24 protein-coding genes are annotated in these 24,125 nt (G+C 31.3%); 11 read left to right on the forward strand and 13 right to left on the reverse strand.

Annotation, left to right across the window (positions count from 1 at the left end):
* The first annotated feature begins 318 nt into the window (after nucleotides 1-318).
* Complete coding sequence (locus A4F88_RS03300) at nucleotides 319-918, forward strand: DUF6624 domain-containing protein (RefSeq protein ID WP_068841088.1); 600 nt, start codon at nucleotides 319-321, stop codon at nucleotides 916-918.
* 91 nt (nucleotides 919-1,009) lie between these two features.
* Here A4F88_RS03300 and A4F88_RS03305 read toward each other — a convergent pair whose 3' ends face one another.
* Complete coding sequence (locus A4F88_RS03305; protein ID WP_068841089.1) at nucleotides 1,010-1,462, reverse strand: hypothetical protein; 453 nt, start codon at nucleotides 1,460-1,462, stop codon at nucleotides 1,010-1,012.
* A gap of 151 nt (nucleotides 1,463-1,613) precedes the next feature.
* The gene (locus tag A4F88_RS03310) at nucleotides 1,614-2,249 is read right to left on the reverse strand and encodes a hypothetical protein (RefSeq protein WP_068841090.1); all 636 of its coding nucleotides are present in this window, start codon (nucleotides 2,247-2,249) and stop codon (nucleotides 1,614-1,616) included.
* A gap of 251 nt (nucleotides 2,250-2,500) precedes the next feature.
* On the opposite strand from A4F88_RS03310, the gene A4F88_RS03315 reads away from it, so the two are divergent.
* From A4F88_RS03315 to A4F88_RS03330, 4 genes are all read left to right on the forward strand, one after another.
* Entirely contained in the window at nucleotides 2,501-3,736 is a 1,236-nt protein-coding gene (locus A4F88_RS03315; protein ID WP_068841091.1) for a DUF763 domain-containing protein, read from the forward strand.
* 230 nt (nucleotides 3,737-3,966) lie between these two features.
* Nucleotides 3,967-4,782 (forward strand): alpha/beta fold hydrolase, encoded by an 816-nt coding sequence (locus A4F88_RS03320; protein ID WP_068841092.1) that lies wholly within the window; start codon nucleotides 3,967-3,969, stop codon nucleotides 4,780-4,782.
* Nucleotides 4,783-5,009: 227 nt separating this feature from the next.
* Complete coding sequence (locus tag A4F88_RS03325; RefSeq protein WP_068841093.1) at nucleotides 5,010-5,591, forward strand: TetR/AcrR family transcriptional regulator; 582 nt, start codon at nucleotides 5,010-5,012, stop codon at nucleotides 5,589-5,591.
* A gap of 54 nt (nucleotides 5,592-5,645) precedes the next feature.
* Complete coding sequence (locus A4F88_RS03330) at nucleotides 5,646-6,137, forward strand: acyl-CoA thioesterase (protein ID WP_068841094.1); 492 nt, start codon at nucleotides 5,646-5,648, stop codon at nucleotides 6,135-6,137.
* Between the two features lie 79 nt (nucleotides 6,138-6,216).
* Here the strand turns inward: A4F88_RS03330 and A4F88_RS03335 are convergent, their stop codons facing one another.
* The gene (locus A4F88_RS03335) at nucleotides 6,217-6,642 is read right to left on the reverse strand and encodes an SRPBCC family protein (protein ID WP_068841095.1); all 426 of its coding nucleotides are present in this window, start codon (nucleotides 6,640-6,642) and stop codon (nucleotides 6,217-6,219) included.
* A gap of 250 nt (nucleotides 6,643-6,892) precedes the next feature.
* Between A4F88_RS03335 and A4F88_RS03340 the strand changes: the two genes are divergently transcribed.
* The 3 genes from A4F88_RS03340 to A4F88_RS03350 all read left to right on the forward strand — a co-directional run bounded on the left by A4F88_RS03340 (nucleotide 6,893) and on the right by A4F88_RS03350 (nucleotide 9,346).
* Nucleotides 6,893-7,690: a hypothetical protein gene (locus A4F88_RS03340; protein ID WP_068841096.1), complete on the forward strand. Its 798-nt coding sequence runs from the start codon at nucleotides 6,893-6,895 to the stop codon at nucleotides 7,688-7,690.
* 113 nt (nucleotides 7,691-7,803) lie between these two features.
* A complete protein-coding gene (locus A4F88_RS03345; protein ID WP_068841097.1) occupies nucleotides 7,804-8,466 on the forward strand; it encodes a hypothetical protein in 663 nt (220 codons plus the stop codon).
* A gap of 49 nt (nucleotides 8,467-8,515) precedes the next feature.
* Complete coding sequence (locus A4F88_RS03350; protein ID WP_068841098.1) at nucleotides 8,516-9,346, forward strand: hypothetical protein; 831 nt, start codon at nucleotides 8,516-8,518, stop codon at nucleotides 9,344-9,346.
* A 132-nt stretch (nucleotides 9,347-9,478) separates the two neighbouring features.
* On the opposite strand, the gene A4F88_RS03355 is transcribed toward A4F88_RS03350, so the two are convergent.
* The 10 genes from A4F88_RS03355 to A4F88_RS03400 all read right to left on the reverse strand — a co-directional run bounded on the left by A4F88_RS03355 (nucleotide 9,479) and on the right by A4F88_RS03400 (nucleotide 20,154).
* Entirely contained in the window at nucleotides 9,479-10,111 is a 633-nt protein-coding gene (locus tag A4F88_RS03355) for a hypothetical protein (protein ID WP_068841099.1), read from the reverse strand.
* 21 nt (nucleotides 10,112-10,132) lie between these two features.
* On the reverse strand, nucleotides 10,133-11,164 hold the full coding sequence (locus A4F88_RS03360; protein WP_068841100.1) for a hypothetical protein: 1,032 nt from the start codon (nucleotides 11,162-11,164) through the stop codon (nucleotides 10,133-10,135).
* A gap of 192 nt (nucleotides 11,165-11,356) precedes the next feature.
* Nucleotides 11,357-12,196 (reverse strand): DUF4249 domain-containing protein, encoded by an 840-nt coding sequence (locus tag A4F88_RS03365; protein WP_068841458.1) that lies wholly within the window; start codon nucleotides 12,194-12,196, stop codon nucleotides 11,357-11,359.
* 5 nt (nucleotides 12,197-12,201) lie between these two features.
* Complete coding sequence (locus tag A4F88_RS03370) at nucleotides 12,202-14,817, reverse strand: TonB-dependent receptor (protein ID WP_068841101.1); 2,616 nt, start codon at nucleotides 14,815-14,817, stop codon at nucleotides 12,202-12,204.
* A gap of 100 nt (nucleotides 14,818-14,917) precedes the next feature.
* A complete protein-coding gene (locus tag A4F88_RS03375; RefSeq protein WP_068841102.1) occupies nucleotides 14,918-15,766 on the reverse strand; it encodes a FecR family protein in 849 nt (282 codons plus the stop codon).
* Nucleotides 15,767-15,778: 12 nt separating this feature from the next.
* Nucleotides 15,779-15,988, reverse strand: a complete 210-nt coding sequence (locus A4F88_RS03380) for a hypothetical protein (protein WP_068841103.1) — start codon at nucleotides 15,986-15,988, stop codon at nucleotides 15,779-15,781.
* Nucleotides 15,989-16,034: 46 nt separating this feature from the next.
* Entirely contained in the window at nucleotides 16,035-16,556 is a 522-nt protein-coding gene (locus A4F88_RS03385; protein WP_068841104.1) for an RNA polymerase sigma factor, read from the reverse strand.
* Between the two features lie 287 nt (nucleotides 16,557-16,843).
* Nucleotides 16,844-18,949, reverse strand: coding sequence for a M56 family metallopeptidase (locus A4F88_RS03390; protein ID WP_068841105.1), 2,106 nt, complete (start codon nucleotides 18,947-18,949; stop codon nucleotides 16,844-16,846).
* A complete protein-coding gene (locus A4F88_RS03395; RefSeq protein ID WP_068841106.1) occupies nucleotides 18,946-19,308 on the reverse strand; it encodes a BlaI/MecI/CopY family transcriptional regulator in 363 nt (120 codons plus the stop codon). The genes A4F88_RS03390 and A4F88_RS03395 overlap by 4 nt, the downstream gene beginning before the upstream one ends.
* 189 nt (nucleotides 19,309-19,497) lie before the next feature.
* The gene (locus A4F88_RS03400; RefSeq protein ID WP_068841107.1) at nucleotides 19,498-20,154 is read right to left on the reverse strand and encodes an acetyltransferase; all 657 of its coding nucleotides are present in this window, start codon (nucleotides 20,152-20,154) and stop codon (nucleotides 19,498-19,500) included.
* Nucleotides 20,155-20,557: 403 nt separating this feature from the next.
* On the opposite strand from A4F88_RS03400, the gene A4F88_RS03405 reads away from it, so the two are divergent.
* The 3 genes from A4F88_RS03405 to A4F88_RS03415 all read left to right on the forward strand — a co-directional run bounded on the left by A4F88_RS03405 (nucleotide 20,558) and on the right by A4F88_RS03415 (nucleotide 24,084).
* The gene (locus A4F88_RS03405; RefSeq protein ID WP_068841108.1) at nucleotides 20,558-21,289 is read left to right on the forward strand and encodes a hypothetical protein; all 732 of its coding nucleotides are present in this window, start codon (nucleotides 20,558-20,560) and stop codon (nucleotides 21,287-21,289) included.
* A gap of 435 nt (nucleotides 21,290-21,724) precedes the next feature.
* The gene (locus tag A4F88_RS03410; protein ID WP_068841109.1) at nucleotides 21,725-23,266 is read left to right on the forward strand and encodes a hypothetical protein; all 1,542 of its coding nucleotides are present in this window, start codon (nucleotides 21,725-21,727) and stop codon (nucleotides 23,264-23,266) included.
* Nucleotides 23,267-23,397: 131 nt separating this feature from the next.
* Nucleotides 23,398-24,084 carry a contractile injection system tape measure protein gene (locus A4F88_RS03415; protein ID WP_068841110.1) on the forward strand — a complete coding sequence of 229 codons (687 nt, stop codon included), beginning with the start codon at nucleotides 23,398-23,400 and terminating at the stop codon, nucleotides 24,082-24,084.
* The last annotated feature ends 41 nt before the right edge of the window (nucleotides 24,085-24,125 follow it).

Here is a 24,125-nt window from a genome sequence, read left to right on the forward strand (position 1 = left end):
AAAAGTTCATAATGCAAGCCAAAGATTGAGAATATGGAAAAAATTAATATTATTTTTAATGACATTCTCTTTTTTAAAACTCAATAATAGAAATACTTTATTATAGTACCTTAAAAAATAATAGAGCTGATATAATCTTAATTAATCAATTATACGAATTTAAAAAATGACTGCACTTAAGGTTGATTTATCAATCTCATAAAATTTAAACATTATCTCTTTGCAGTATACAATAAAAAAATAGCCTTAATTTTATAATCTATACTATCGATATCTAATTATAAAACTTATGATTAATTTCCTTAAATCTCTACAATAATGAACTATAATATTTTTGCTGAAAGAATTATTGAATTAAAAAATGCTGATTTAAAACTCAGAGAAAGTCTTATAGAAAAAAAAGAGCTTTCAGATGGTTATAACAAGGAGATAGAAAAACTACACAACAAAAATGCTCAGTTGTTAAATGATATAATCGATACAATAGGTTATCCAACAATTGATAAAGTAGGCACTGAAGCCAGCGAAGCAGCATGGCTCATTATACAACACTCTATTGGACAGCCGGAATTCATGAAAAAATGCGCAGAAGAATTAAAAAAAGCCATTACTAAGAATAAAGCAAATCCAATAAACTTAGCTTACCTGACTGATCGAATTGCTGTTTTTGAAGATAAACCACAACTTTACGGAACTCAGTTTGATTGGGATGAAAATGGAGAATTAAGCCCTAACTATTTTGATGATTTAACCAAAGTAAATCAAAGAAGAAAACAAATAGGCCTTCCTACTTTAGAAGATCAAATAGAAATCATGCGTAAACGTATTGCAGAAGAAAATCAATCCCCATCAAAAGATCAGGAAAAACGAAAACAGGAAATCATCGAATGGAGAAAAAAAACGGGCTGGATAAAGTAAAACATCCTCATTGCAGACAAATTATTTCAAATAAAAAAACCTCCAAAATCAAATGACTTTGGAGGTTTTTAAATTTTATGATCTTATGTTATTACATTTCGTTCAATTCGTTGAATTCGTGTAAAGACTTTAATGTGTTTTCGTAGAATAAGATTGCCGCGATAAGGTTTCCTTTATCAGAGTAAGGCATCATTTTTCTTTGAAACTCTACTGTAGTATCTAAGAAAGTTGTAGTTCCTACTGCCTGAGCATCTAATATTTTTTTGTGGTCACCATCGTCCGGAATACCAAGGTCTGCCATTGTAACACCTGGTTTAGTTACCAAAGCAATGTAAGGGAGCGTTTTTACTAAAACTTTAATACGCTCAATGTACAATTCCAGAAGTTCTCCTTTTTGCATACCACTCAATTCTTTTTGATCATGGTATTTACGGATTAACGCGGTTGTACTGATAATACTTCTTGGGGCGTTTTTTGCCTGTGCAGAAATTGCACCTGTTGTCAAGAAGAAAAGGATACTTAGTATTATAATCTTGCTGTTCATTTTGTTGGGGTCATTTGTTTTTGATAAAAACAAAAATATATAAATTAACTTAATTTGCAACTGTATTGATTTCTTTTTTTTATAAAAATTTTAACAAATTAATTTTAGAAGAAAAATAATACAATTTATACTAAAAAAAAGAATCTTTCTTTTATGACTTGATGATTCTGAAACGTCCCGGATACTTTATCCATATACTTTTTCTGGTGCCATAGTAATCCATAAATTCTTCACAAACAAAAACAGCATGTGCTGTTGACCACGCAACAACTCCACAAAATTCACTTCCGGATTGTCGTTTTAGTTTTTGTATCTGTTTGCCTATTGAAAAACCTAAATATTTATAAATGGTTGGTGTATATACTGCACCATCTTCTAAATCCTCTAATGCTCTGTCAAAAGTCGATTCCTTATCAATAATTTGCTTGTATTTTGCCATTACAGCATAAGTTAATACCGCATAGTCTGTTATTCTTTCGCTTTCATTATTGTCTTTGATGTATACAAAACCGGCAGAAATTTTAGCTTTATGTATTTCTTCTTTCTTCAACTCAAAGGATGCGTTGTTTTTTAATGTTATTTTATGCAAACTATCGTTTACATTTTCAATAACAAAAAGGCTGTCTAATCCATAAACATTTAAAGAAGCTTTGATAAAAGCAATAGATGAGCAGTTTGTCCGTTCTCCTTGTTTAAAGCTTTCGAATATTTTATCTGAACTCAATTGTGAGTAAGAGTTCGAACAGACAAGCATTAAAAATAAAAATATAGAGGTAACAGATTTCATTGTCTTCGGATTTTATAATAGTTTCTCAACTAATTTTTGGAAATGCTTAGATTTTACAAATCTATAAAAATCAACGAATAGTTTTTTTTACTTCTTAACTTTTTTCAAAAAATGTAAAGGGCACTTCTAAATTTAGCTTTTTGAATCCTGAATTTTAATTAAATAGCGATAATCTGTATTGTCAAACTACAGAGCAAATCATACGCTACGAAGTATTTTTACGTATTTTTGTATAAATTCAAACTCATCAGATGAAACGTTCCGGTACAGCAGATCTTCCTTTACATTATGGACAGGTTCCATTATGGCTTTCTGAGCGAATGTCTAAACTTGGTTTTGCTATTGTAGAAACTATTGCCCTGGAATTTTCTACTGCCGAAGTGATCAGTAAACTAAGTAACCCGTTTTGGTTTCAAAGTTTTGGTGCCGTGATGGGAATGGACTGGCATTCATCCGGAATTACAACTTCTGTACTTGGCGCATTAAAAAAATCAGTAAACCCGCATTCAAAAGAATTAGGTATATATATCTGCGAAGGCAAAGGAAAACATTCCCTTTTAACACCACAGGAACTTTTATTTGTAGGGGATAAAACAGGGCTTGATGGCAATACTCTTGCAAATTGCAGCAGGCTTGCCGCCAAAGTTGATAACACAGCTATTCAGGATGGATTTCAGTTATACCAACATAATTTTATTGTTGATAATAAAGGGCAATGGGCTGTTATTCAGCAAGGAATGAACCCTGACTCTAAAACAGCCAGAAGATATCACTGGCATTCGCCTGATGTAAAATCTTTTATAAATGAACCTCATACCTTTATTTATGGTGAAAATCAAGGTAGTATTTTAAACCTTACTGCCGGAGAAGCCGCAAAATCGAGAGAAGGCATCTTAGAATTATCGAAAGAATCACCGGCAAAAATCATAAAGGAAATGCAATATCTTGCTATGCCTGCGCATCATGATGTGAGAATGGAAGATGTCAATATGAAAAGACTGGGCGCAATGCTCTGGACTACTCATGAAAATAAACCGGAAGATTTTGAAGAACTATTACTTTTAAAAGGAATGGGACCAAGAGCTTTACAATCGTTGGCACTGGTTAGCGAAATCATTTACGGCACTCCTACCCGATTTGAAGATCCTGCACGTTTTTCATTTGCTCACGGAGGAAAAGACGGACATCCGTTTCCTGTTCCGGTAAAAATATATGATGAGACTATAAATACTTTACAAAAGGCAATTAATCGTGCTAAAATTGGTAATAGTGATAAAATAGAAGCCATTCGTAAATTATCTGAAATCTCAAAAAAAGCCGAAGAAAGCTTTACTCCCAATGCAAACTTTGACGCCTTGATTCAGAGAGAACGTGATGAATCATACAAATATGGCGGGAAAACTGTTTTTGGTGATGCAAAACCTCCCAAAGCAAAACCTCCCAAAGCAAAACCTGCTAATCCAAATAACCAACTGGAATTATTTTAAGCCGGTTGTCAATACAGCCAAAATTTTTTAGAGAATACAAAATATTAAATGTGGTCAGGAAATTTGGTATAAACATTTATTTCTTAATGTAGATTAATCGACAGGACTTTACTGTGTATCTAAATTTGTATCAGAAATTCGACAACAGCCAGTACATTAAACAGCTATTTAATTACATACGCAGTTAGAAAATTTTCTTTTAAAATTTATTAATCTAAAACCAAAACAAAATGAGCACAATTACAGTAAAAGACGGAACAGAGATTTATTATAAAGATTGGGGAACAGGACAGCCAATTGTTTTTCATCATGGATGGCCATTATCCAGCGATGACTGGGATGCCCAAATGATGTTTTTCCTTAAACAAGGATATCGTGTTATTGCACATGACCGACGCGGACATGGGCGTTCAGGACAAAGTGCTGAGGGAAACAACATGGAAACCTACGCAGCAGATGTAGCAGAATTGACAGCTGCTCTTAATTTAAAAAACGCTATACATGTTGGACATTCCACAGGTGGTGGCGAAGTAATACGTTATGCTGCAAAATACGGAAAAGAACGTGTTGCCAAAGCAGTAATAATTAGCGCAGTAACACCAATAATGATCCAATCTGAAACAAATCCTGAAGGTGTGCCATTGTCTGTTTTTGATGAAATAAGAAAAGGTACAGGATTTAACAGAGCACAGTATTTTTATGATTTTCCGATTCCTTTCTATGGATGGAACCGTGAAGGAAAAACAGTTCAGGAAGGTATTAAACATAATTGGTGGCGTCAGGGAATGATGGGTTCTGTTTTAGCTCACTACGAAGGTATAAAAGCATTCTCTGAATCAGATTTTACAGAAGATTTAAAGAGTTTAGAAATTCCGGTTCTGGTATTGCATGGAGAAGATGATCAGATTGTTCCTTATGATCAGGCGCACAGAGCTGCTAAACTGTTGAAAAACGGAAAACTAATTTCGTATCCCGGATTTCCTCATGGTATGCCAACAACAGAGGCTGATACGATCAATAACGATATTCTGAAGTTTATTAAATAATTGCTTCTGCACTAATTACTAAAAAAACTCTAATTATAAATTAGAGTTTTTTTGTACCCATTTCGTAACGTACCCACTTTCTTTATAAATAAAAAATAATCCTGTAAAGTTTGATTTTTATTGGCTTGAGCTTTGATTTTCTGATAAAAATTTTAAAATGTTGATTTTTGTTACATACCGATCGGTATTTATCATTATATTTGTTCTGAATCTTATTTCATTAAGCCATGAATACTTCTGAATTTATATTAGATAAAGTCGCTCCTATTTTTAATAAACAAGGATACATTGGAACCAGCCTTACTGATATTACAAATGCAACTGGTCTGACCAAAGGTGCTATTTACTGCAATTTTACAAATAAAGAAGATCTGGCATTAAAGTCATTTCAACTCAATATAAACCTTGCTATAACTCCTCTGTTTAAACTTGTTGCCAATACACAAGGCAGTATAAATAAGTTGTATGCAATTACAAATTATCATCGTAGCTATTATGATTTAGTGAAAGACAGAGGTGGATGCCCTATGTTGAGGGCTGGAATTGATACTAAATTTATCAATCCGTTGTTATTTAAAACAGCACAAAATTTATCTCAAAAATTTACTTCAGGCCTTACTAATATCATTGAAGAAGGTATTGCAAATGATGAAATTCAGCATAATACTGATCCTGTCAAGTATGCTAAAATATTTTTATCTCTCATTGAAGGAAGTTCACTTTTGGCATTTACACATAATGATCAAAGTTATATTGACAATGCTATGGACTTTATAGACAGCTCAATAATTAATGCTATCAGGAAATAAAAAAAATTTAACCCGTCAGATACCGATTGGTATGTGATATAATATCTCTGTAAAATGGAAAAAATATTAAAAACCAAAAGAAAAATTAGATTTCAGGATTGCGATCCTTTTAATCATCTAAACAACTCAAAGTATTTAGAATACTTTATTAATACCCGTGAAGATCAAATTGCAGAGCATTACGATCTTGATGTATTTAAATACATGAAAACAACAGGATTAAGCTGGGTAGTTGCTTCTAATCAAATTAGTTACCTGAAACCGGCTTCAACTATGGAAACAGTAGTTATTGAATCACAACTCATTAAGTATGCCGATAATCTTTTGTTGGTTGAAATGAAAATGTGGAATGAAGCCGAAACCGAGTTAAAGGCAATTCTATGGATAAAGTTTATTCCGTTTAACATTCAGACAAAAAAAGTATCAAATCATTCTGAGGATTTAATGAAACTATTTGAATCTGTTGTTGTACCTGTAGATCAGTCTGTTTTTGAACACAGATCTCTGGAAATCATTCAAAAAATAAAAGAAAAAGTACATGCATAAATTAGCATACTAAACTAAAAGCCCAACTCTCCTGAGTGGGCTTTTACTTTTTTCTATTCTATTTCACAATCTAATAAAGTTAGAATTTGCGTTTTTGATAAGGCGTTCCTTCCCCATCTTCACAATAACTTTTAAGACTCAATAAAAACATTGCCCAATTGTAATTACACCATTGGTAAAATTCAGTCAGTTCGCGCCAGTCAAAATGTTTGAGTACAATTGCCGTTACTTTTTCTTTTTGTATCAGGTCAAATGAAATTTTTGTTCCAATCCATTCCGGGTCAGATGCTATACATTCCCATACTATTCTATTCTGAGATAATTCGATTATCTTCATTTTTGTATTATCATTATCCCCGAAATTAAATTCGTTGACAAAACCTAATTCTGCTTTTACAATTAACTCTTCTGTCCAGACAGCTCCAAGTCCTTCCTGAGTTGTCAATGCGCTATAAACATCTTCAAGAGGTGCTTTGATGTAATTGATATGTTCGATTTTTTCCATTTTCAGTATTAGTTAAGTTTCATAAACAAATATAAATATTTAATTACCAAGCCTACAGTACATTTAAGACAAGCAAAGGGGGAATATCGGACAAATCATATTGTATTCTGAAAAAATTAGCTAATGAGTTTATTTCTCAACAAACCTAAAAAAATAGTACTATTGTATTTCTAAAAGAGGATATATCATCTTTCAATCGAATTTTAATGATTTACGAGATTGAAATAAAATTTTAAAGTCAAAGACATTTATGATACAGAAATTTTTACTATTCGCCGTTTTATCCGGACTTTTCATTTCGTGCAAAGACACTTTAAAAACCGAAAAAGATGCTGTAAATTCAGACACTACAGAACAAAAAGCAAAAAGTACTAATGAAATTGCAACAGCAGATTCATCAAAAACATTTCAAGACGTTTACTTTATAAAGTCAAAAAAGATACCTGTAACAGATCAACTTGCAAAGTTTATTGAGGAAAAAATTGAAAATGTAGAAGCAATCGATTTTACAGGTGATAATATTCCTGATTATATATGTCAGGCCAAAGTTGACTCACTTGGTATTGGTAATGAATACTGGGTTTCATCAGACTATAAAACTATTAGAAAAGCAAAACATTATACAGATGGTTTTTATTATCGCTGGTTTATCAATTTAGACAGCGATCCTGAGCCTGAAATGTTTGAAGCAGTTGGCGACGAAGAGGGAGCAAACTATACAATTACAGATTTAAATTTATTAACCGGAAAAATATCTACACTACTTTATATAAATCCGGTTATAATTGAAAATCAAAAAAAATATTGGGGTTATCCGTGGGATATTAAGAATATAAAAGCAAGAACAAATGGAACTGTTACTGAATTATTTTGCTCTTTAAACCATCAAATCATCAGAGATGGTAACGAGGAAAACGACCCAAAATCGCAAAAACAAATGCCTGTGTTATTTTTTACAGGTCATCATACTCAGGAAAGCGGACACGAAACTATCAAAAAGGAACAATGGCTGACTTTAAAAGAAATTATTAAACAGACCAAAAGATAAAACACAATAATTTGTCTAAAATTTTTACTTCAAAACAGACTTATTAAAAACTAAGACAGCCTAAAAGATTTATGTATATTTAATTTCATTATAACTCTATCTAACCATCAACCATGTTTAAAAACACTTTATTTTTTTTCTTAGCTATTTTATTTTTTTATGCCTGCAATCGATCTGAAAAGCATGAAATCAAGAAGACTGCAATTGCACATGACAGCTTAAAAGATATTCAAACCAAAAAGGATACTCTAAACACCGTAAAAACAATTGAAACGGTATATTTTGATGATAGTAATACCGTAATTAGAGAACAATTCAAAGACTCTGTATTTGCGAAATTTTCAGATTTATCAACTGATGATAAATTCATTTTTACTATTCCTAAAGGAAATATAAATCAGACTACATCCGTATTTCAAATTTTTAATAATGCAGGGCAATTGATATACGAAAGATCTTTTACCACAAGATACATTGTAAATGGTTATGATTTAGAATTTATTAAAAGCGATGAAGAATTGGAAAAAAATATCCTGAACCGAGCCAAAGAAATATTAGACATCAATTCGCTAACGGATATATCTGATAAAAATGAAATAAAAAAGGATCCTGTTTTGGGAGAATCAAGAGAAAACTTTGAAAATTATGATGTATTTATAGAATGCCAAAATGATAAAAGACCTTTGTTCAGCATTTCACTTGCAGAAGAAGATACTTCTTATATTGGCTATTCAAAAAAACTTAAAAAAGCAGTATCTGTTATAAGTTGCTGTTAATCAAATTTATAAAACATTTCAAAACCATTTGATAATTTAAAAACTTCCAATGCGAAAAACAATTATTCTAGTTTTCATAATTTCATTTTCTCTTTTTATCTCTTGCCAGAATAAAAATAAAGAAGAAAAGAATATTTCATTAAAGAAAGAAACAGATGATACTAAAAAATTAGAATCAGAAATAACAAATAACACAATTTATCCTGTTTATGATCTGGCAAACAATACAACAGCAATTGTTATTACAATGTTTGAATCTGATAGCATATCTCAATATCAAAAAATTTATACCAGGATAAATGAAACAGATTCATTAGAATCTGCCTTTTATAATCCCTCATCTGTAAAAATTAGAAAAATTGAATATTATGACACTTTAGGAATCGTTAAGCTTATTAAAAGTACAAGATTGGAGAATGAGATAAGAAAAATTATCGATCCAAAATATTATGTTTATGGAACTAAAGGCTTTTCAGTAATGACTGCAGACGAAGTAATTTGTAGAATTGATGATTGCAGAGAAAGTTTTATTGGACTAACTATTAAAAATTTTGATACCGCAAAAAATGGCAAACCTCTTTTCTGTACAAACAAACCATTAAAACTTAATTATGGAAAAAATTATTTTGAAATTCAAAGAAAAATTCAAAAATTTGACGACAGTGTAGTTTATAGATATGACGATAGCATTAAAACAAAAGTTTATGCTAATATAGGTCCTGCATATTTTACTTATAATGATGATTTTTTATGGGGAAAAATTTCAGGTAAATCGAAATGTCAATTTCCTGAAAGAAGAATACTCATTCTCCAAAAAGACAATACATTTAAAACAATACTTCTTGGAGGATTAGACTTATACGGTGCAAGTTGTGATTAGATTATAGATCTATGATAGCATATCTAAAGATTTATTTTCATCATTTTGATGTTTTCTATCATAATCTTTAGGGTCAAAAATTTGAAAATTATCTCCTTCTTTGAGAGTAATATCAATCAATTTCTTTTTTGGTCATCTTGTCTTTTTAAATATTTTTTCATCCAAGGCTGAATCAGATTTTAATATTAGCTCTTTTGAATTTTTCATTTCAAAAATAAGTTCTTTGGCGATATTCATCTCTGTTATCTCCCATTTTTTATTTCCTTTTCCTAAAGCTTCTTTTGCAGATGTCATGGGCGGCTCAACAGGATTTGACAAAATATCCGAAGTATCTAATTTTACATTTACTTTTAATAAATTTTCCTCTAATGGTTCAGCCTGAACATTCACAACAAAAAAACCTGGAGCATAACCTTCTCTTTCTTCGTCGAATAAATCTGTATTTCCGTAAAAAAATCCTGTTAGCGTCATTTCGGCAACTTCTCCCTTTTCATTTTTCTCTTCCCAGGAATATCCTTCAAAATCAGGAACGCTTTTAATATCTGTTTTTTTCAAAATCAATAAAAGACTTTCCTTAGGATTGTTGGTGTTTTTATATTCGTAATCTCCAATAAAATTATTTAGTTGATCATTGTTAGCATGTTGAATTTCAACTTTCTCAACTTTTTCATTTTTTATATCAGTTTTATTAAAATCATTTTTAGTTTCCTTTTTACAATTATTAAACAAAAATAAAAGGGCAACTAGTTTTATACTATTCTTCATTTTTGAAATAAATTTATTAGATTAATCGGCTATTGAAGCAAACGTTGCAATTTCTTTTAAGTCAATATAATATTCTCCCGCTATATTAGAACTTTCATTTTCTACTACATTGATTTTTACAAAATATCTTTTCTTACCATCTTTTTTAACAATTCTAAACTCTCTCAAATAATTAAAAAATATTGTATAATCATTGTAGGCAACAGGTTCTAAATTATTTAAACTATACAATTTTATATTAATATTTTTTTCTAAACTCAAATCACCCTGTTCAATATAAATATCTTCTTTTTTGTAGTCAAAATTATCTAAAGATTTTACAAAATTTTCATTGTCAATTTTTGCAAATAAAAGATCTGCATTAAATAAACTCATAGCATAATTAAAATCTTCAGTTTTGTAGTATTCAGACAGTTTACTGGAGTTTTTAGCAACTTCGTAAGTCGATTTTTTATTATAACATTCTAAATAAGATTTATTTTGATCTGTAAAAAAAGTACCCATCAAAAAATTATTTCTGTCAATTGTAACATATGAATAAAAATTTGGTCCGGCAGAATTATAATCTTCTTTGCTCATTTCTATATCATGCATTATATAAGTTTCATAGTCAGGTTTATAACAGGATACTTCTTTTATAAATCGTATTTTATTGTCTTTTATAAAATAATATACTGTATCATACTTCGTAGGATAGTTAATTGTCTTTATTTCTTTCAAGCCCATTAAACAATAACAGTCTTTTGTAAAATAACTTTTATCGTTTTCTTCTTTAGAAAGCAACTCCATATCCGCACTATTTGCATAAAATTCCTGACGGTTGTATAAAATCTTTGAAATTTTCTTTACAGTATCAAAAGAAATGATTTCGACTTTAGCTGCATAATTTAAATGATCTTTTTTTTGAGATAAATCATTATTAGAAAATAAATCTGTTCCCTTAAGATTTGTTACTACTCCAAAAGAAGTTTTAATATGTTTTACCTCGTTTTCTTTTTTACATGAAATTACAGCAATTGAAACCAGAAATAGATATAATATTCTTTTTATCATGATTTGTTTTTTAGTAAAACTAGCAAATTTTATTTATCAATCAGACACTACATTCACACTATTAACTTGAAAAAATTAAATTTGAAAATGACTAACCTAAATCAGCTATTTTATAGAAAATAAAAAAAGCACCTGACATAAATTTCTTTATATGCCAGATGCCATTACAAATCAATATTAAAAACCTAATCTTTATTTTACCAAATAAGAAACTTTATCTGCTTCACAAAGCCTGAAATAACCAAAAGCAAAATTATTGGAATCGTTTGTGTTTATGATATTTCCCCTGATATTACCCGGCGGAATCGAAAACGGACTTCCTCCGTATACTTCCAAAATCAAGTTCATGTAGTTATAGAATTTCTTCGAAATACCACGATGTGTAATCTCTACTGTATTTCCGGCTTTCATATCTTCGTTTGAGAAACGTGTGCTTACCTGATTTCCATTAAAAAAATCATCTTTTGTTAATTCATATTCAGGAAAAAGCAAGAAAGAACTCTTATAATCTGTTAGATAAAAATTGACCTGATCTGCCGGATCTTTATAATAAAATGTTAGCTCTATTACATCTTTTCCCGAAAAATCCGGAACGATATTTTGCTCTATTTTATCGATTGGTGTAACAGAAGTCAGCTTTTCTGCAGCTGTAAATTTTTGTCCTTCAGCTTCGACATACAATACATAATCCATATCTATAACAGGAACAAAATTCGTACATACATAAGAGCCCGGAGTGGTTTCATTAAAAGTAAAAACATCTCCTTTACTGTTCTCAACTCTAACCCTTGCACCGGAAACTTTTGGTGTTGTATTATTATAATAAGGAGCTGTTTTACTGATTTTTATGGTCTGCTCGTTACCGCTTGTTCCCTTTTTCCAGATAATCTCAGCATCTATAACTAATTTTGGATCAGCAGTTTCTAAATCAAGGTTTACGACATCTTCACACGATGAAAAAAACAGCACAAAAAGAAGACTGAATAAAACCAGTGCTTTATTTTTAAAAGTATACATTTTAATACTTTGCATATTCATTAAAATTTAAAATTATAAGTAATCCCAGGTACCATTCCGAAAATAGAAAGTCGTCTGGTTTCATTTACTCCCGTATCAGCATTTGTTGCAAATGTCATCGAAGCAGCATTTTTTCTGTTGTAAATGTTATAAATGCTAAATACCCAATAGCTTTGCCATCCTTTCTTTTTATCCGGTTTAGGTGTATAAGTTGCTGCAAGGTCTAAGTGATGAAAAAGTGGTAATCTGTTTTCATTTCTAAGCGAATAATTTGGTATGTTGATTCCGCCAAATTCATAATAACCATTAGCATACGTTACAGGCTGACCTGATTGTAAGGTAAAATTAGCATTAAAAGACCACTTAGGACTGTACTCATAACTGCCTACAATACTCAGGTTATGCAATTTATCGTATCCGGATAAATACCAGTCACCATTCGCAATTCCAGGCTCCTGAGGAGTTCTTCCCGGCGTTTTTTGTTCTGCTCTTGACAATGTATAAGAAATCCATCCGGTAAAATTTCCGGTGTTTTTTCTCAACAACAATTCCATACCATAAGCTCTGGCTTTTCCGTTTAAGATAACCTGCTCGATTTCGTTATTTGCCAATATATCTGCACCATCAATGTAGTCGATGCGATTTTGAATCTTTTTATAAAACAACTCTCCTTCAAAAGAATAATCACGATCCTTAAAATTCATAAAATATCCTACTGCATACTGATCCAGCAATTGTGGTTTTGTAAAAGGTCCGCTAGGTGTCCAGATACTGGTTGGCAATGGAGACTGCGTATTAGACAAAATATGAATGTATTGCGCCATTCTGTTATAACTTGCCTTTACAGAAGCATCGTCATTAAAGGCATATGATAAGGCTAAACGTGGCTCGAAGTTGTCAAATTTGCTTATCGTTTTTCCTTTTCCGTAAGCTATACTTCCTGTTGGAGTACCTTTTTCATAAATATGATATAACGGATTGTATACTACTGCTTTTCCGTCTTCATACGTATTAATATTTTCATTACCTAAACGATAAAACATACTGTAACGAAGTCCGTAACGAAAGTTTAGTTTTTTGGTCAGCTGATTTTCAAAATCAAGATAAACTGATGATTCAAAAGCATATTTCCTGTCCAGTTGTTTGTAATTAAACTGAGAATCAGGACTTGTAGGTTCTACAGTTCCGGGGTTAAAGTTATAATACTGACCGTCGATTCCGTAATTCAGTTTAAACTTATCTGATATTGTATGGTTCCATCCATATTTAAGACCTGAAGTCTGAATATTGTTATTCCATTTAAAGTTTTCCATCTGTAAACCCAGATTGAATTTATAGTCACTGTAGAAAACAGAAAGGTTTGTATTTAAATTTTCTGAAAATTTATGTTTCCAGCTTAGGATTCCCATAGTATTTCCAAACGTACTTGAAAAACGATCGTTTATATCAAAAACATCGTTTCCAAAATATCCTGAAAATGCAATAGAATTGTTAGCTCCCAAACGATAATTGAATTTAGCATTCAGATCATAAAACATTGCCGAGTTCTTATTATCTGCCAATTTTAGGAATAAATGAGCATAAGAAGCACGTCCTGCAATGATAAACGAACCTTTATCTTTTTGTATGGGTCCCTGTACTAAAAGTCTGCTTGAGATTAAACCAATTCCTCCGTTTACTTTATAGTTTTCAAAATCTCCGGTTTGCTGACTTACATCAAGAACAGAAGAAACGCGTCCTCCAAATTTAGACGGAATTCCACCTTTGTATAAATCCAGTCCGCTTACAATATCAGCGTTAAAAACAGAGAAAAATCCAAACATGTGCGAATCACTATATACCGGCGCACCATCTAAAAGAATTAAATTCTGATCTGCAGCACCACCACGAACATTAAAACCAGACGAGGCTTCTCCGGCATTGGTAACTCCCGGCAAAGTCAATATTGATTTTAAAGGATCCGGTTCTCCCATAGCAACAGGTATTTTTTTAATTTCTGTCATAGAGAGTTTATTAACACTCATTTGTGTATTTCTCACATCGACAGCTTTGTTGCTGGTTATAACCACCTGATCCAGTTGCTGGCTGTCAGAATCCATGTTGATTTTTATCTTTGTATCATCAGAAACCGTGATTTGTTTTTCTTTGTTTCTTAGTCCCAAATAACTCACTAAAACAGTATAAGTTCCGCTATCCACTTCCATAGAAAACATTCCGTTTGCATCTGTTGTTGCACTCGAAGAAAGTTCTTTGATGAAAACATTTGCGCCAATAACCGGCGCCATGTTTTCATCAAGAACCTGACCACTCAGCTTATTTTTTTTTTTAGCTGTTTTTGTGGATGATTTCTGCTTTACAAAAATATTATTACCTACAATTGAAAATTGAATAGTGCTACTTTTATTCAAATCATTGATAAGTTCTTTTATTCCGATATTGCTGTAGGTATTTTTTTTGGTAAAATAATGCTGATTGGTATTAATTTGATCTGTAAAAGCAAATTTAAAATCAGACTGGTTTTCAATTTGCTTAAAGAATTCTTTTAGAGTTACCGTTTTATCTACAGTTACAGTTATGTTTTGGGCGAACATACACCAACTGAATAAAAAAAAGCATGCTGAAATTATATGCTTCATGAAATTTTGTATTTTTGAATATTATTAAATGGGACAGTTTTATACTATCCTGCTCATAGGAAGGATGTTTAGTTTCGCGGCTAGGACATCCTTTTCTTTTCTATTGAAAAGTAATCTGTTTTAATTTTTCATTTACTTCATAGTTTAGGTTATACATTTCTGATATTAACTGAAGAATTATTATCAAATCTTCTTTTTTATTTATTCGTACTGTAATTCGCTGGTTATTATATTCTTGCGGAATAATTACTTTGTAACCGTAATTCGATTCAATATAAGTACTCACATCACTTAGCTTTTGATTATCGAAATCCATAAACCTGTCAAATTCTGTTACCACCGCAGTTTGATTTCCGTAGGTAAACTTTTCTCCGGGTTTCAGTATCCATTTTTGATCCTGATTTTTTACATTCATCTGAACGCTGCCTTCATAAAGTTCTACAGTTACTTCTTTTTGATCTAATCCTTTCACTGTAAAAGAAGTTCCTAATACCGTAGTTGTAGTTTCATTACAAAATACTTCAAACGGATGTTTTTTGTCTTTTTTGACTTTAAAATAAGCTTCTCCCGTAATTTGAAGTTTTCGATTAGCAGCAAAATTACCCGCGTATACAATTTTAGAATTCGGACTTACCTCTACTCTTGAACTGTCTGGCAAAACCAGCGTTTTTGTGACTGTACTTGTATTTTCGAAAATGATACTTTCTGCCAGTGTAACATGGTTGCTTACAGGACTGCTTTTAAAATATATTCCGGTACCTACAAGAGCAAAAATTAAAATAGCTGCCGCAGCGGCATAATAACGCCAAGGTTTACCTTTTTGCTTTTTTGAAGAAAATGCCTTTGACTGGAATTCCTGCCAGGAAGCTTCTTTTTCATTATTCGAATGTGCAACAGGAGTTTCATCCCATATTTTTCTCAATTCTTCCTCTAATTTCTTATCATCCATATCTTTTGAGCGTTAAATTTTTTGACAATAAAATCCCTGTTTATTAAAAACACCATAAACCATTTCTTTAATTTCTCTGTTTGTTTCGATTCTTAGAATACGATTGTGGTCTTCCAGGTCAAAATTCATTATACAATCAGAAATAACAAACTGTAGAAGAACTACAATAAAGCTTGCTTCTTCTTTGGTTTTAATATCTGTTTTATAAGACTCAATATGCATTTTATGTTTCCGTTTATATCTATAACAAACGAGAATATAAAAGTTCCTAATGGTCTTCGATTTTTTTTCGAATAAATTTACTGGCAAGGTAAATATGATTGGCAATTGTCTTTTCAGAAAGATCTGTAATTGCTGCAATCTCCTTATAACTAAGGTTTTCCAGTTTGTGTAACGTAAATATTTTTTGTTGCTGCTCCGGAAGAAGATTTATAAAACTATGTAATTTTTCTCTTCTTTCTTCAAAAATTCCTGTTTCAGTATCCTCTTGTACTGTTTCAAACTGAAAAGAATCAAGCTGAATTACTTTATTTTCTCTGTTAACATGATTGATGATGATGTTTTTGCAAATAGTAAACAATTGTTTATCAAACAAAACATCTTCATTGAGCAACTCTCTTTTATTATAAAGCCTTAAGAAAGTTTCCTGAACAAAGTCCTGTGGAGTCAGAACAGTAAAGTTAAAACGTCTGGCAATGTTTATTAGTTTATCGTAGTAATTTAGATAAGCTTCTTTGAAAGAAGCCTCATTACCTTTTTTTAAACTTAAAATAAACTTTTTGTTGTCCATAACATAAACCTGATGATTAATCTTAACTCAATGTCCAAAATAATATTGTACTACAGTATTTCCGGTCAAGATTATCTTATTTATTTTCTTCAATAAATATGAGATACAAAGAACAGCAATTTTATTCTAAAATTTATCAGAAAAAGTGTAGTCTTAAAAAAAATGTAACAATTTCATTATAATTACATTTTCTGGTTATTTCTATCAGAAAAAAAGCCCATTCCTTTCGGTTTGGGCTTTTTTTATCTTACAACTCTGATGTTTTATTAGATTACAGAATTAGTCTTTTAATTCTGAACGGCAACTTTTAGCTGAATGTACTTTCCTAAATCTTTAAAGTTATGTCCTTTTCCTTTCATTGATTTGATGAAAGATGGTGTCGCTCCAATTGCTTTTGCTCCAATAACATCTTCGAGATTTACATCGCTAAAACCAAGATCTTTATACTGTTGTATTAAATCCGGTGTTATATTTTGTGATTTTAAAGCCATTAAATCACTTTCACTTATGTTCTTGTATCCGGCTTTTTGAAAGCTGTTTATATATTCAGGTGTTATATTTAGAGACTTCATCGCCATTAAATCACTTACACTAATGTTTTTGAATCCCACTTTTTGAAAACTGTTTATATATTCCGGTGTTACATTTAGCGACTTCATCGCCATTAGGTCGCTATTAGAAAGGTCATTATATCCTATTTTTTTTAAAGAGTTTATAAATTCCTGATCAATATCTAATGATTTAAATGCGATGATATCAGCATCATTTCCTTTATCATCATTATTCCCATTAGCTTTATCTGTTTTGGTAGAATTGCGGAAATCAGCAATATATTTTCCATTAATTCCCTGAGATTTTAATGCTATAATGTTGTCCGGAGATAAATCTTTATAACCTGCATTACGTATTTCTTCAATATAAGCTTTGTCTACACCCAATGATTTAAAAGGAATCATGTTTTCCAGATCCATATCAGGAATTGCCTGTTTGATAGAAGTAATGTAAGCTTCGTTGATGTTTAAAGCGGCAAGCGGAATCAATTGATCTTTGTCCAGTTTCGTATAACCGTTTTTCTTTAACATCTGAACATACGATTGTTTGATGTTTACCATAAAGAAAACCATAAGATCAGTATCTTTTACAACATCTATACCTTCTTTAACCATTGCAGTACTATACTCTTTATTGGCAGTAAATTTGTAAGTTCCCATTCCTCTGTCTCCTTCAAATTTTCCTGTAAAAGTCATGGTTCCTGCTTCACGTTTTAGCGAAAATACGCCTTGCTTATCTCTTGGAAGATTATCAAAATCACTCAATTCAAAAGTACTTGAAGATATATCTTTTTCATCGCTTTTAAATTGAATATTAATGGTACTGCCTTTGATCGTAGCAAACCAGTTTCCGTCTGTTTTCATTCCGTTTTGAATGTTCACGTCTTCTTTAGATTCTTTCGACTCTTTTTGAGAGGTCAGGTTTTGACTTTGCGCTGCCGGTTGATTAAAAAGGCAGGCAAATAAAACCATTAGTGGCAACAGGAAAAAATATTTCCATGTCGTGTGCACATTTGATTTTTTTGAGTTCATCATGATGATTCGTTTTTTTAAAAGTGATTGATTATAATTGGTTGTAAGACTCAATGGAAATTGTGGTGCCGCTACTTTAAGCAGGCTAAACTGATAACTTTCTTTTTCAACTGTATCTTGCTGCAGCATTTGGTCGTCTGTCAAAAATTCGAGATTAATTTCTAATGCTTTTCGCCATTGCCATGCAAAAGGATTAAACCACTGAAAAATAATTACTATCTCAGCCAGCAGAAGATCAAAAGTGTGTTTTTGCTCAATATGAATTTTTTCATGAAGCAAAATCTGATTGTAAGTGTCCCAATCGTACTTTTCAGGATTGATAAAAATATTATTGGCAAAAGAACAGGGAGCTTTATCACCTGTTATTTCAACAATACGAAACTTACCATCCTGAATTACCGATCCGGAATATGCTCTGTACAATAACAGAATAGCCTGCATTAAAAAATTCAGTCCAAAAACTACTACTCCAAACCAGTACAAATAAACAAGGCATTTTAATACAACCTCAACATTGATGATTTGTTGGGTTTCCTGTACAGCCTCCTGTTTTACAGTTAGTTCTTTTAACTCGGCAGTGTTTATCGTATTAGGAGAAGTTTTAGCAATTGTATAATGCTTTATATCAGGGCTATTTCTAAGCGATAATTGTTGCGGAACCGGAATCAAAGGCAAAACAAAAGCCAGGATCATACAGGTTAACAACACATATCTGTTCAAATAAAAAAAGGTTTCTTTCTGTAACAATATCTTATAAAAGACCAGACAGGCAGAAAGAATAAGCGCGCTATACAAAATGTAAGGTATCATATTTTATCTTTTTTAATGATGTTCACTATTTCATCTAATTCCTTCTCTGAAAGTTTTTGTTCTTTGGCAAAAAAGGCTAACATTCTGGGATAAGAGTTATCAAAATAATGACTTACGATATCCTTTAGTGCAAATTGCTGGTATTCTTCTCTACTGATAACCGGAAAAAAACAATGCATGTTTCCTGCAGTTTCATGATTTAGAAACCCTTTTTCTTCCAATATCTTAACAATGGTTGCTACACTGTTGTAATGTGGTTTTGGATCTGGTAATAATGGAATAATATCTCGTATGAAGGCTTTGTTTAAATCCCAAAACACCTGCATAATCTGTTCTTCTCTTTTGGCTAGTTTTATCATTGTAAAATATTTTAGTGCAAGATACTACTAATTAATTAGTAGACCAACTAATTTGTTAGTAATTTAACTAATCGATTAGTAATTTAACACAAAACACTGAAAACAAAACAATTACAAAAACCCTTAAAGTTAACTATACTATTTAACTTTAAGGGTTTTAGATACAAAAATTTAAAAAAATCAATTTTGTTAGTTTATAGACTGCTCTGAAATTAGATGATTTTTTGGCGTATAGAGCATTGCAGTGCACAAACAATTCTTTCTTTCTTTACTCATTAAAACAGGACAATTGATGCAGGATTTACAATTTTCCCAAAAAACATCATCTTTTGTCAACTCTGAATAAGTGACCGGTTCAAAGCCAAGTTCATGATTCATTTTCATTACCGCTAAGCCTGTAGTTAAACTAAATATTTTGGCATGTGGATATTTTTGTCGGCTTAATTCAAAAATTTTTCTTTTAATTTTTTTTGCCAGACCAGTATGTCTAAACTGAGGTGCTACTATTAATCCGGAATTTGAAACATATTCTCCGTTATCCCAGGAAGAGATAAAAGAGAAACCCGCCCATGTTCCATCTGAACTAAAAGCAATGACAGCCTCCCCTTTTCTCATTTTTTCTGCAAGCAATTCCGGAGAACGGCCTGAGATCCCTGTTCCTCTCGCTAAAGCAGATGATAATGTAACATCACAAATTTCATTTATCCAAAAGGCATCGCTGGCATTAGTGATTGCTACTTTGAAATCTTCCGGCGGTTCAGAATCTTCGTTTTGAAGCAATAGGGTACTTGTGTCAGACAATCTGTCTTTGACTGAAGGTTTTATGGTAAGTTGCTGATTTTTCATATTTGATACCGTTTTTTCTATTTTATTTTAGAATAGAAAAATACTTTATCGAAACGCATACCAATATCGATAGCACTAAGAAAATTACATTATAATAAGCTGTTAATGATTCGTTTATAAAAATCACTGATTATTATTGATTGCTGATCTTTTTATCAAAATGATAGGATCTTATCATTTTGATACCACATTACACACATTTCTTTTTATATTGTCAACTCATCCGATCCGCAATCATTTAACAGATCTTGTTTTAAAATCAATCTTAAAACTTTCACAATTTGTCATTTAGTATGCGTCTTTAAAAAATTTAAAATCCCTATATTTACTTTTTAGTTGGCAAAATTACATGATGTAAACAGATAATTGGTGCAGCGTTGCCAACGTTTTTAAGCAGTCAAGAATGGAAAAAGATATACTGGGATTATTGCCTTTGAGCGATAATACAATACCAAACAATACACTAAAGAAAGCCGATTTATTACCTGATCCGAAATCCCGGTTAGATTCTATGGAAATGAAGGAAACACCTATTATGGATTCTACTATTCCTTATAGAGATCTGACTAATCCTGATACTAAAAAAGAAAGCCTTCATCAACTCATTGACAAGCTTAATGTCGAAAAAAGTATTAGATATCAAAGAACCGTAGAAGACACCTATTGCAATGTCTATTCTTATGATTATTGCTATTTCTCTAAAGTATATCTTCCTACGGTCTGGTGGACAGACGAATCTCTTGAAAAAATATTATCGGGACAGGAAATAGAAGCTGTTTTTGAGCAAACTGTTGATCGTATCTACTCCAGTGCCATACATGACTGGTTTTTGCAATGGGGAACTTCTTTTGGATGGAAAAGAATGTTTAGTGTTGATGAAATTCAAAATGAAGTAAATAAAAACGGTGGAATTGGAATAATTTGCGCCAAAAGAAAAGAAAAAGGTCTTTCCGGACATATCGTTCCGGTTGTTCCCGAAACAGATCTGCATAAAGCTTACAGAGAAAATAACGTAGTGGTTTACCCATTGCAGTCGCAAGCAGGTAAATTAAATTATAATTATTTTTCGGAAGTACGAAAAGACTGGTGGAATGATGCGTTATATTCCTCGTACGTGCTTTATTATCATGAATAAATAAAACCAATTCATCACATTGTCAAACATCTAAAATTTTTATTGATTTTCAAGAGGTTAACTACTTGTAAATGACATAATAAAAAACTACTTTTGCAACTTAGAAAAAATAAGAATAGCAAAAGTTGTGATTTGGCTATTTTTCTGCTTAAATTATTGATATAAAAGTGATTAATTACAACGTTAATTTTATAACCCTACTATAAAATTTTACTTTTTAATTCGCTATTTATGCTATTATAAGTGCAAAATTTCTGAAATATAAATTCCTATATTTTTAAAAGTAAACGAAAACTTTTTTAATGGAGGCAAATCTATGCTTAATCCGTTATAAGGTTTCTTGTCCCTGATTTTAACAGGCTTGATTTTATATTTCCGAATAAAAATAAACGATTTAAATATTTTAATTAACCCTAAAAAAAGAAATTAGTATAAATGAAAGACAATCAGACAAAAAAATATTATTGGGGAATAGGATTGGAAAACGAAACCTACATGCAATTTGAAGAATCCCTAATAGTTTCTGGTCAATTTATACAAGAAAAAATTGGATTTGAGAAATACAGCATTGACTATCGAAAATGCTATAAACCGGAGAGCTTAACTCCAATATTAAAGAAAGCTTTTAGTTTGAATGAGAATTATACCGTGAGCCGAATGATGAACAGCCATTCGCTGGAAAAACTCGACATTAACTATCAGCATAAAACATTATCACCGGTAAAGCCACTGGTTGATACCGAAACTGGGGAGGTAAGCGCACAGCCTACCGAGAATCCTGAATATCTTGGAAAATCGATCATGGAACTTTTCCTTGAAGATCAGCCATACAATATTCAAAGTATGATTACCCAAAGAAATAAAACAATGGGTTCTGTTCATTTTGATGGTGATTCTATCGAATTTGTAACCAAATATTTTGAAAACAGAACAATAGCTGATTCCTGCAAAGAATTAAAGGCAACTAAAAAGTTATTTTTAAATAAAATCAACGAATCGTCTGTATTAAAAGGAAAATTAAATTTTCCTGATTACAACAATGGCTTAAATATGTTTATGACCAATCAGGAGAATCTTGTTTTATTTAATAACGGAACCTATCATTTTCACATTACTTTGCCGTCTTTAACAGAAGATAGCAGGATTGTAGACTACAATGAATTTGAAAGAACACACGCCAATGCTATTTATTTACTGCAATGGTTTGAACCTTTCTTTATTGCTACTCTTGGAAGTCCTGATATAATGGGTGTAATAAGTAACACTTACAATTTAGACAAAAAATTTACTTTGGGTTCAATGAGAAATGCTATGTCCCGCTACATTGGTGTAGGAACTTACAACAAAGCAATGCCAAAAGGAAAAATACTAACTTACAATGTCGAGAATTTTAGAAAACTGCTCAAATTTGAAAAAGAAGAAAACATTTGGTGGCGTGACCAAATTGAAGCAGATATGGAATATGAAATGCTTTCGGAAGTAGGTCTTGATTTTAATCAGGAAAAAATGTATCAAAGTGGTTTTGAGTTTAGAAGCTTTGACGAATTTCCGGCAGAATACTTAAATGACGTCCTTTTTTCTATTATCCTGATTTGTGAGCATTCTTTGAATTTGCCTGACGTTCAATGGGGACATGATAGTAAAGTCTGGAATAATCTGGTTTTTAAAACTTTAAAAATGGGCTATGCAACAGAAATCAATGAAGAAGAAAAAACGGAAGTTTTAGATTTACTGCAATTAATTCATCCGTCAGATCAAAATTATGATACATTAAAATCTGAATTTAATGCTATTGTAATGTTAGATGAATTTTTCTTTAAAATCTTGTCTGTTTTGCATGATAAATACAAAGACAATAATATTTGTTTGGATGCTATGTACGGGCAAAAAACAAGTTATCCGCCAAAATGGGACAATTTTAATAAATACCAGACAGAAAGACATTTAAAGCAAATTGGTATGTTTTGCGATAATTAAAAGTTTATATAACAGATTTTAAAAACTAAAAATATTAAGATCCACATCAAGTTTATGATGTGGATCTTTTTTTTATAACTAATGATAATCAAACGGTTATATAACGAAAATATTTTTGCTCAGGTTTCCTGATGTCAATTAAAAAAAGTCTTAAATACCTGATATCAGGTATAAATACGTATGGCACATTGAAAAATGATTCTTATATTTATTTCACCTTTTCAGATGTTAACTTAATTGAAGAAATCAACATGGAAACACCTTCTAAAAACGAACCAATAAAGTCCCTTAAAAAACAAGCCGCTTTAAATAAAAATGGCATTCTGGTTGAAAACGCAGGGATTGTGCTTTTAAATAATTTTATTGATATATTATTTCACCGACTTAAGCTAACTGAAGAAAAAAAGTTCACCAGTACAGAAAACCAGATTAAGGCTGTACATTGTTTGCAATATCTTGTTACCGGACTAACTTACACAGATCAGGATTTTTTATCTCTAAATAAAGTATTGTGCGGACTTTCGGTAAATGATACTATTTCAAATGAATTTGAAATGTCTGAAGAAAAACGATCCCTTATAGATGGATTACTATACGCAGCAATAGGATATTGGCCAGAAGCTAAGGATTCCTCCCTTACTGGTTTTAGAGGCAATTGGCTTATTCGAGAAGGGAATCTTATAGAATTAGAAGACAAATGGGAACTTACTGTGCAAAAAAGAGCTTATGATATATTATTACGCAAATCTCCTTTTTATTTTTCTATTGTAAAGTATCCCTGGATGAACAAACCACTACATGTTATCTGGCAGTTATAAAATCTTATTTTCATCACTTAAAAATCTCATAAAAACCGAAA

Source organism: Flavobacterium chilense (assembly GCF_001602525.1).
In the GTDB taxonomy this organism is placed as follows: domain Bacteria; phylum Bacteroidota; class Bacteroidia; order Flavobacteriales; family Flavobacteriaceae; genus Flavobacterium; species Flavobacterium chilense.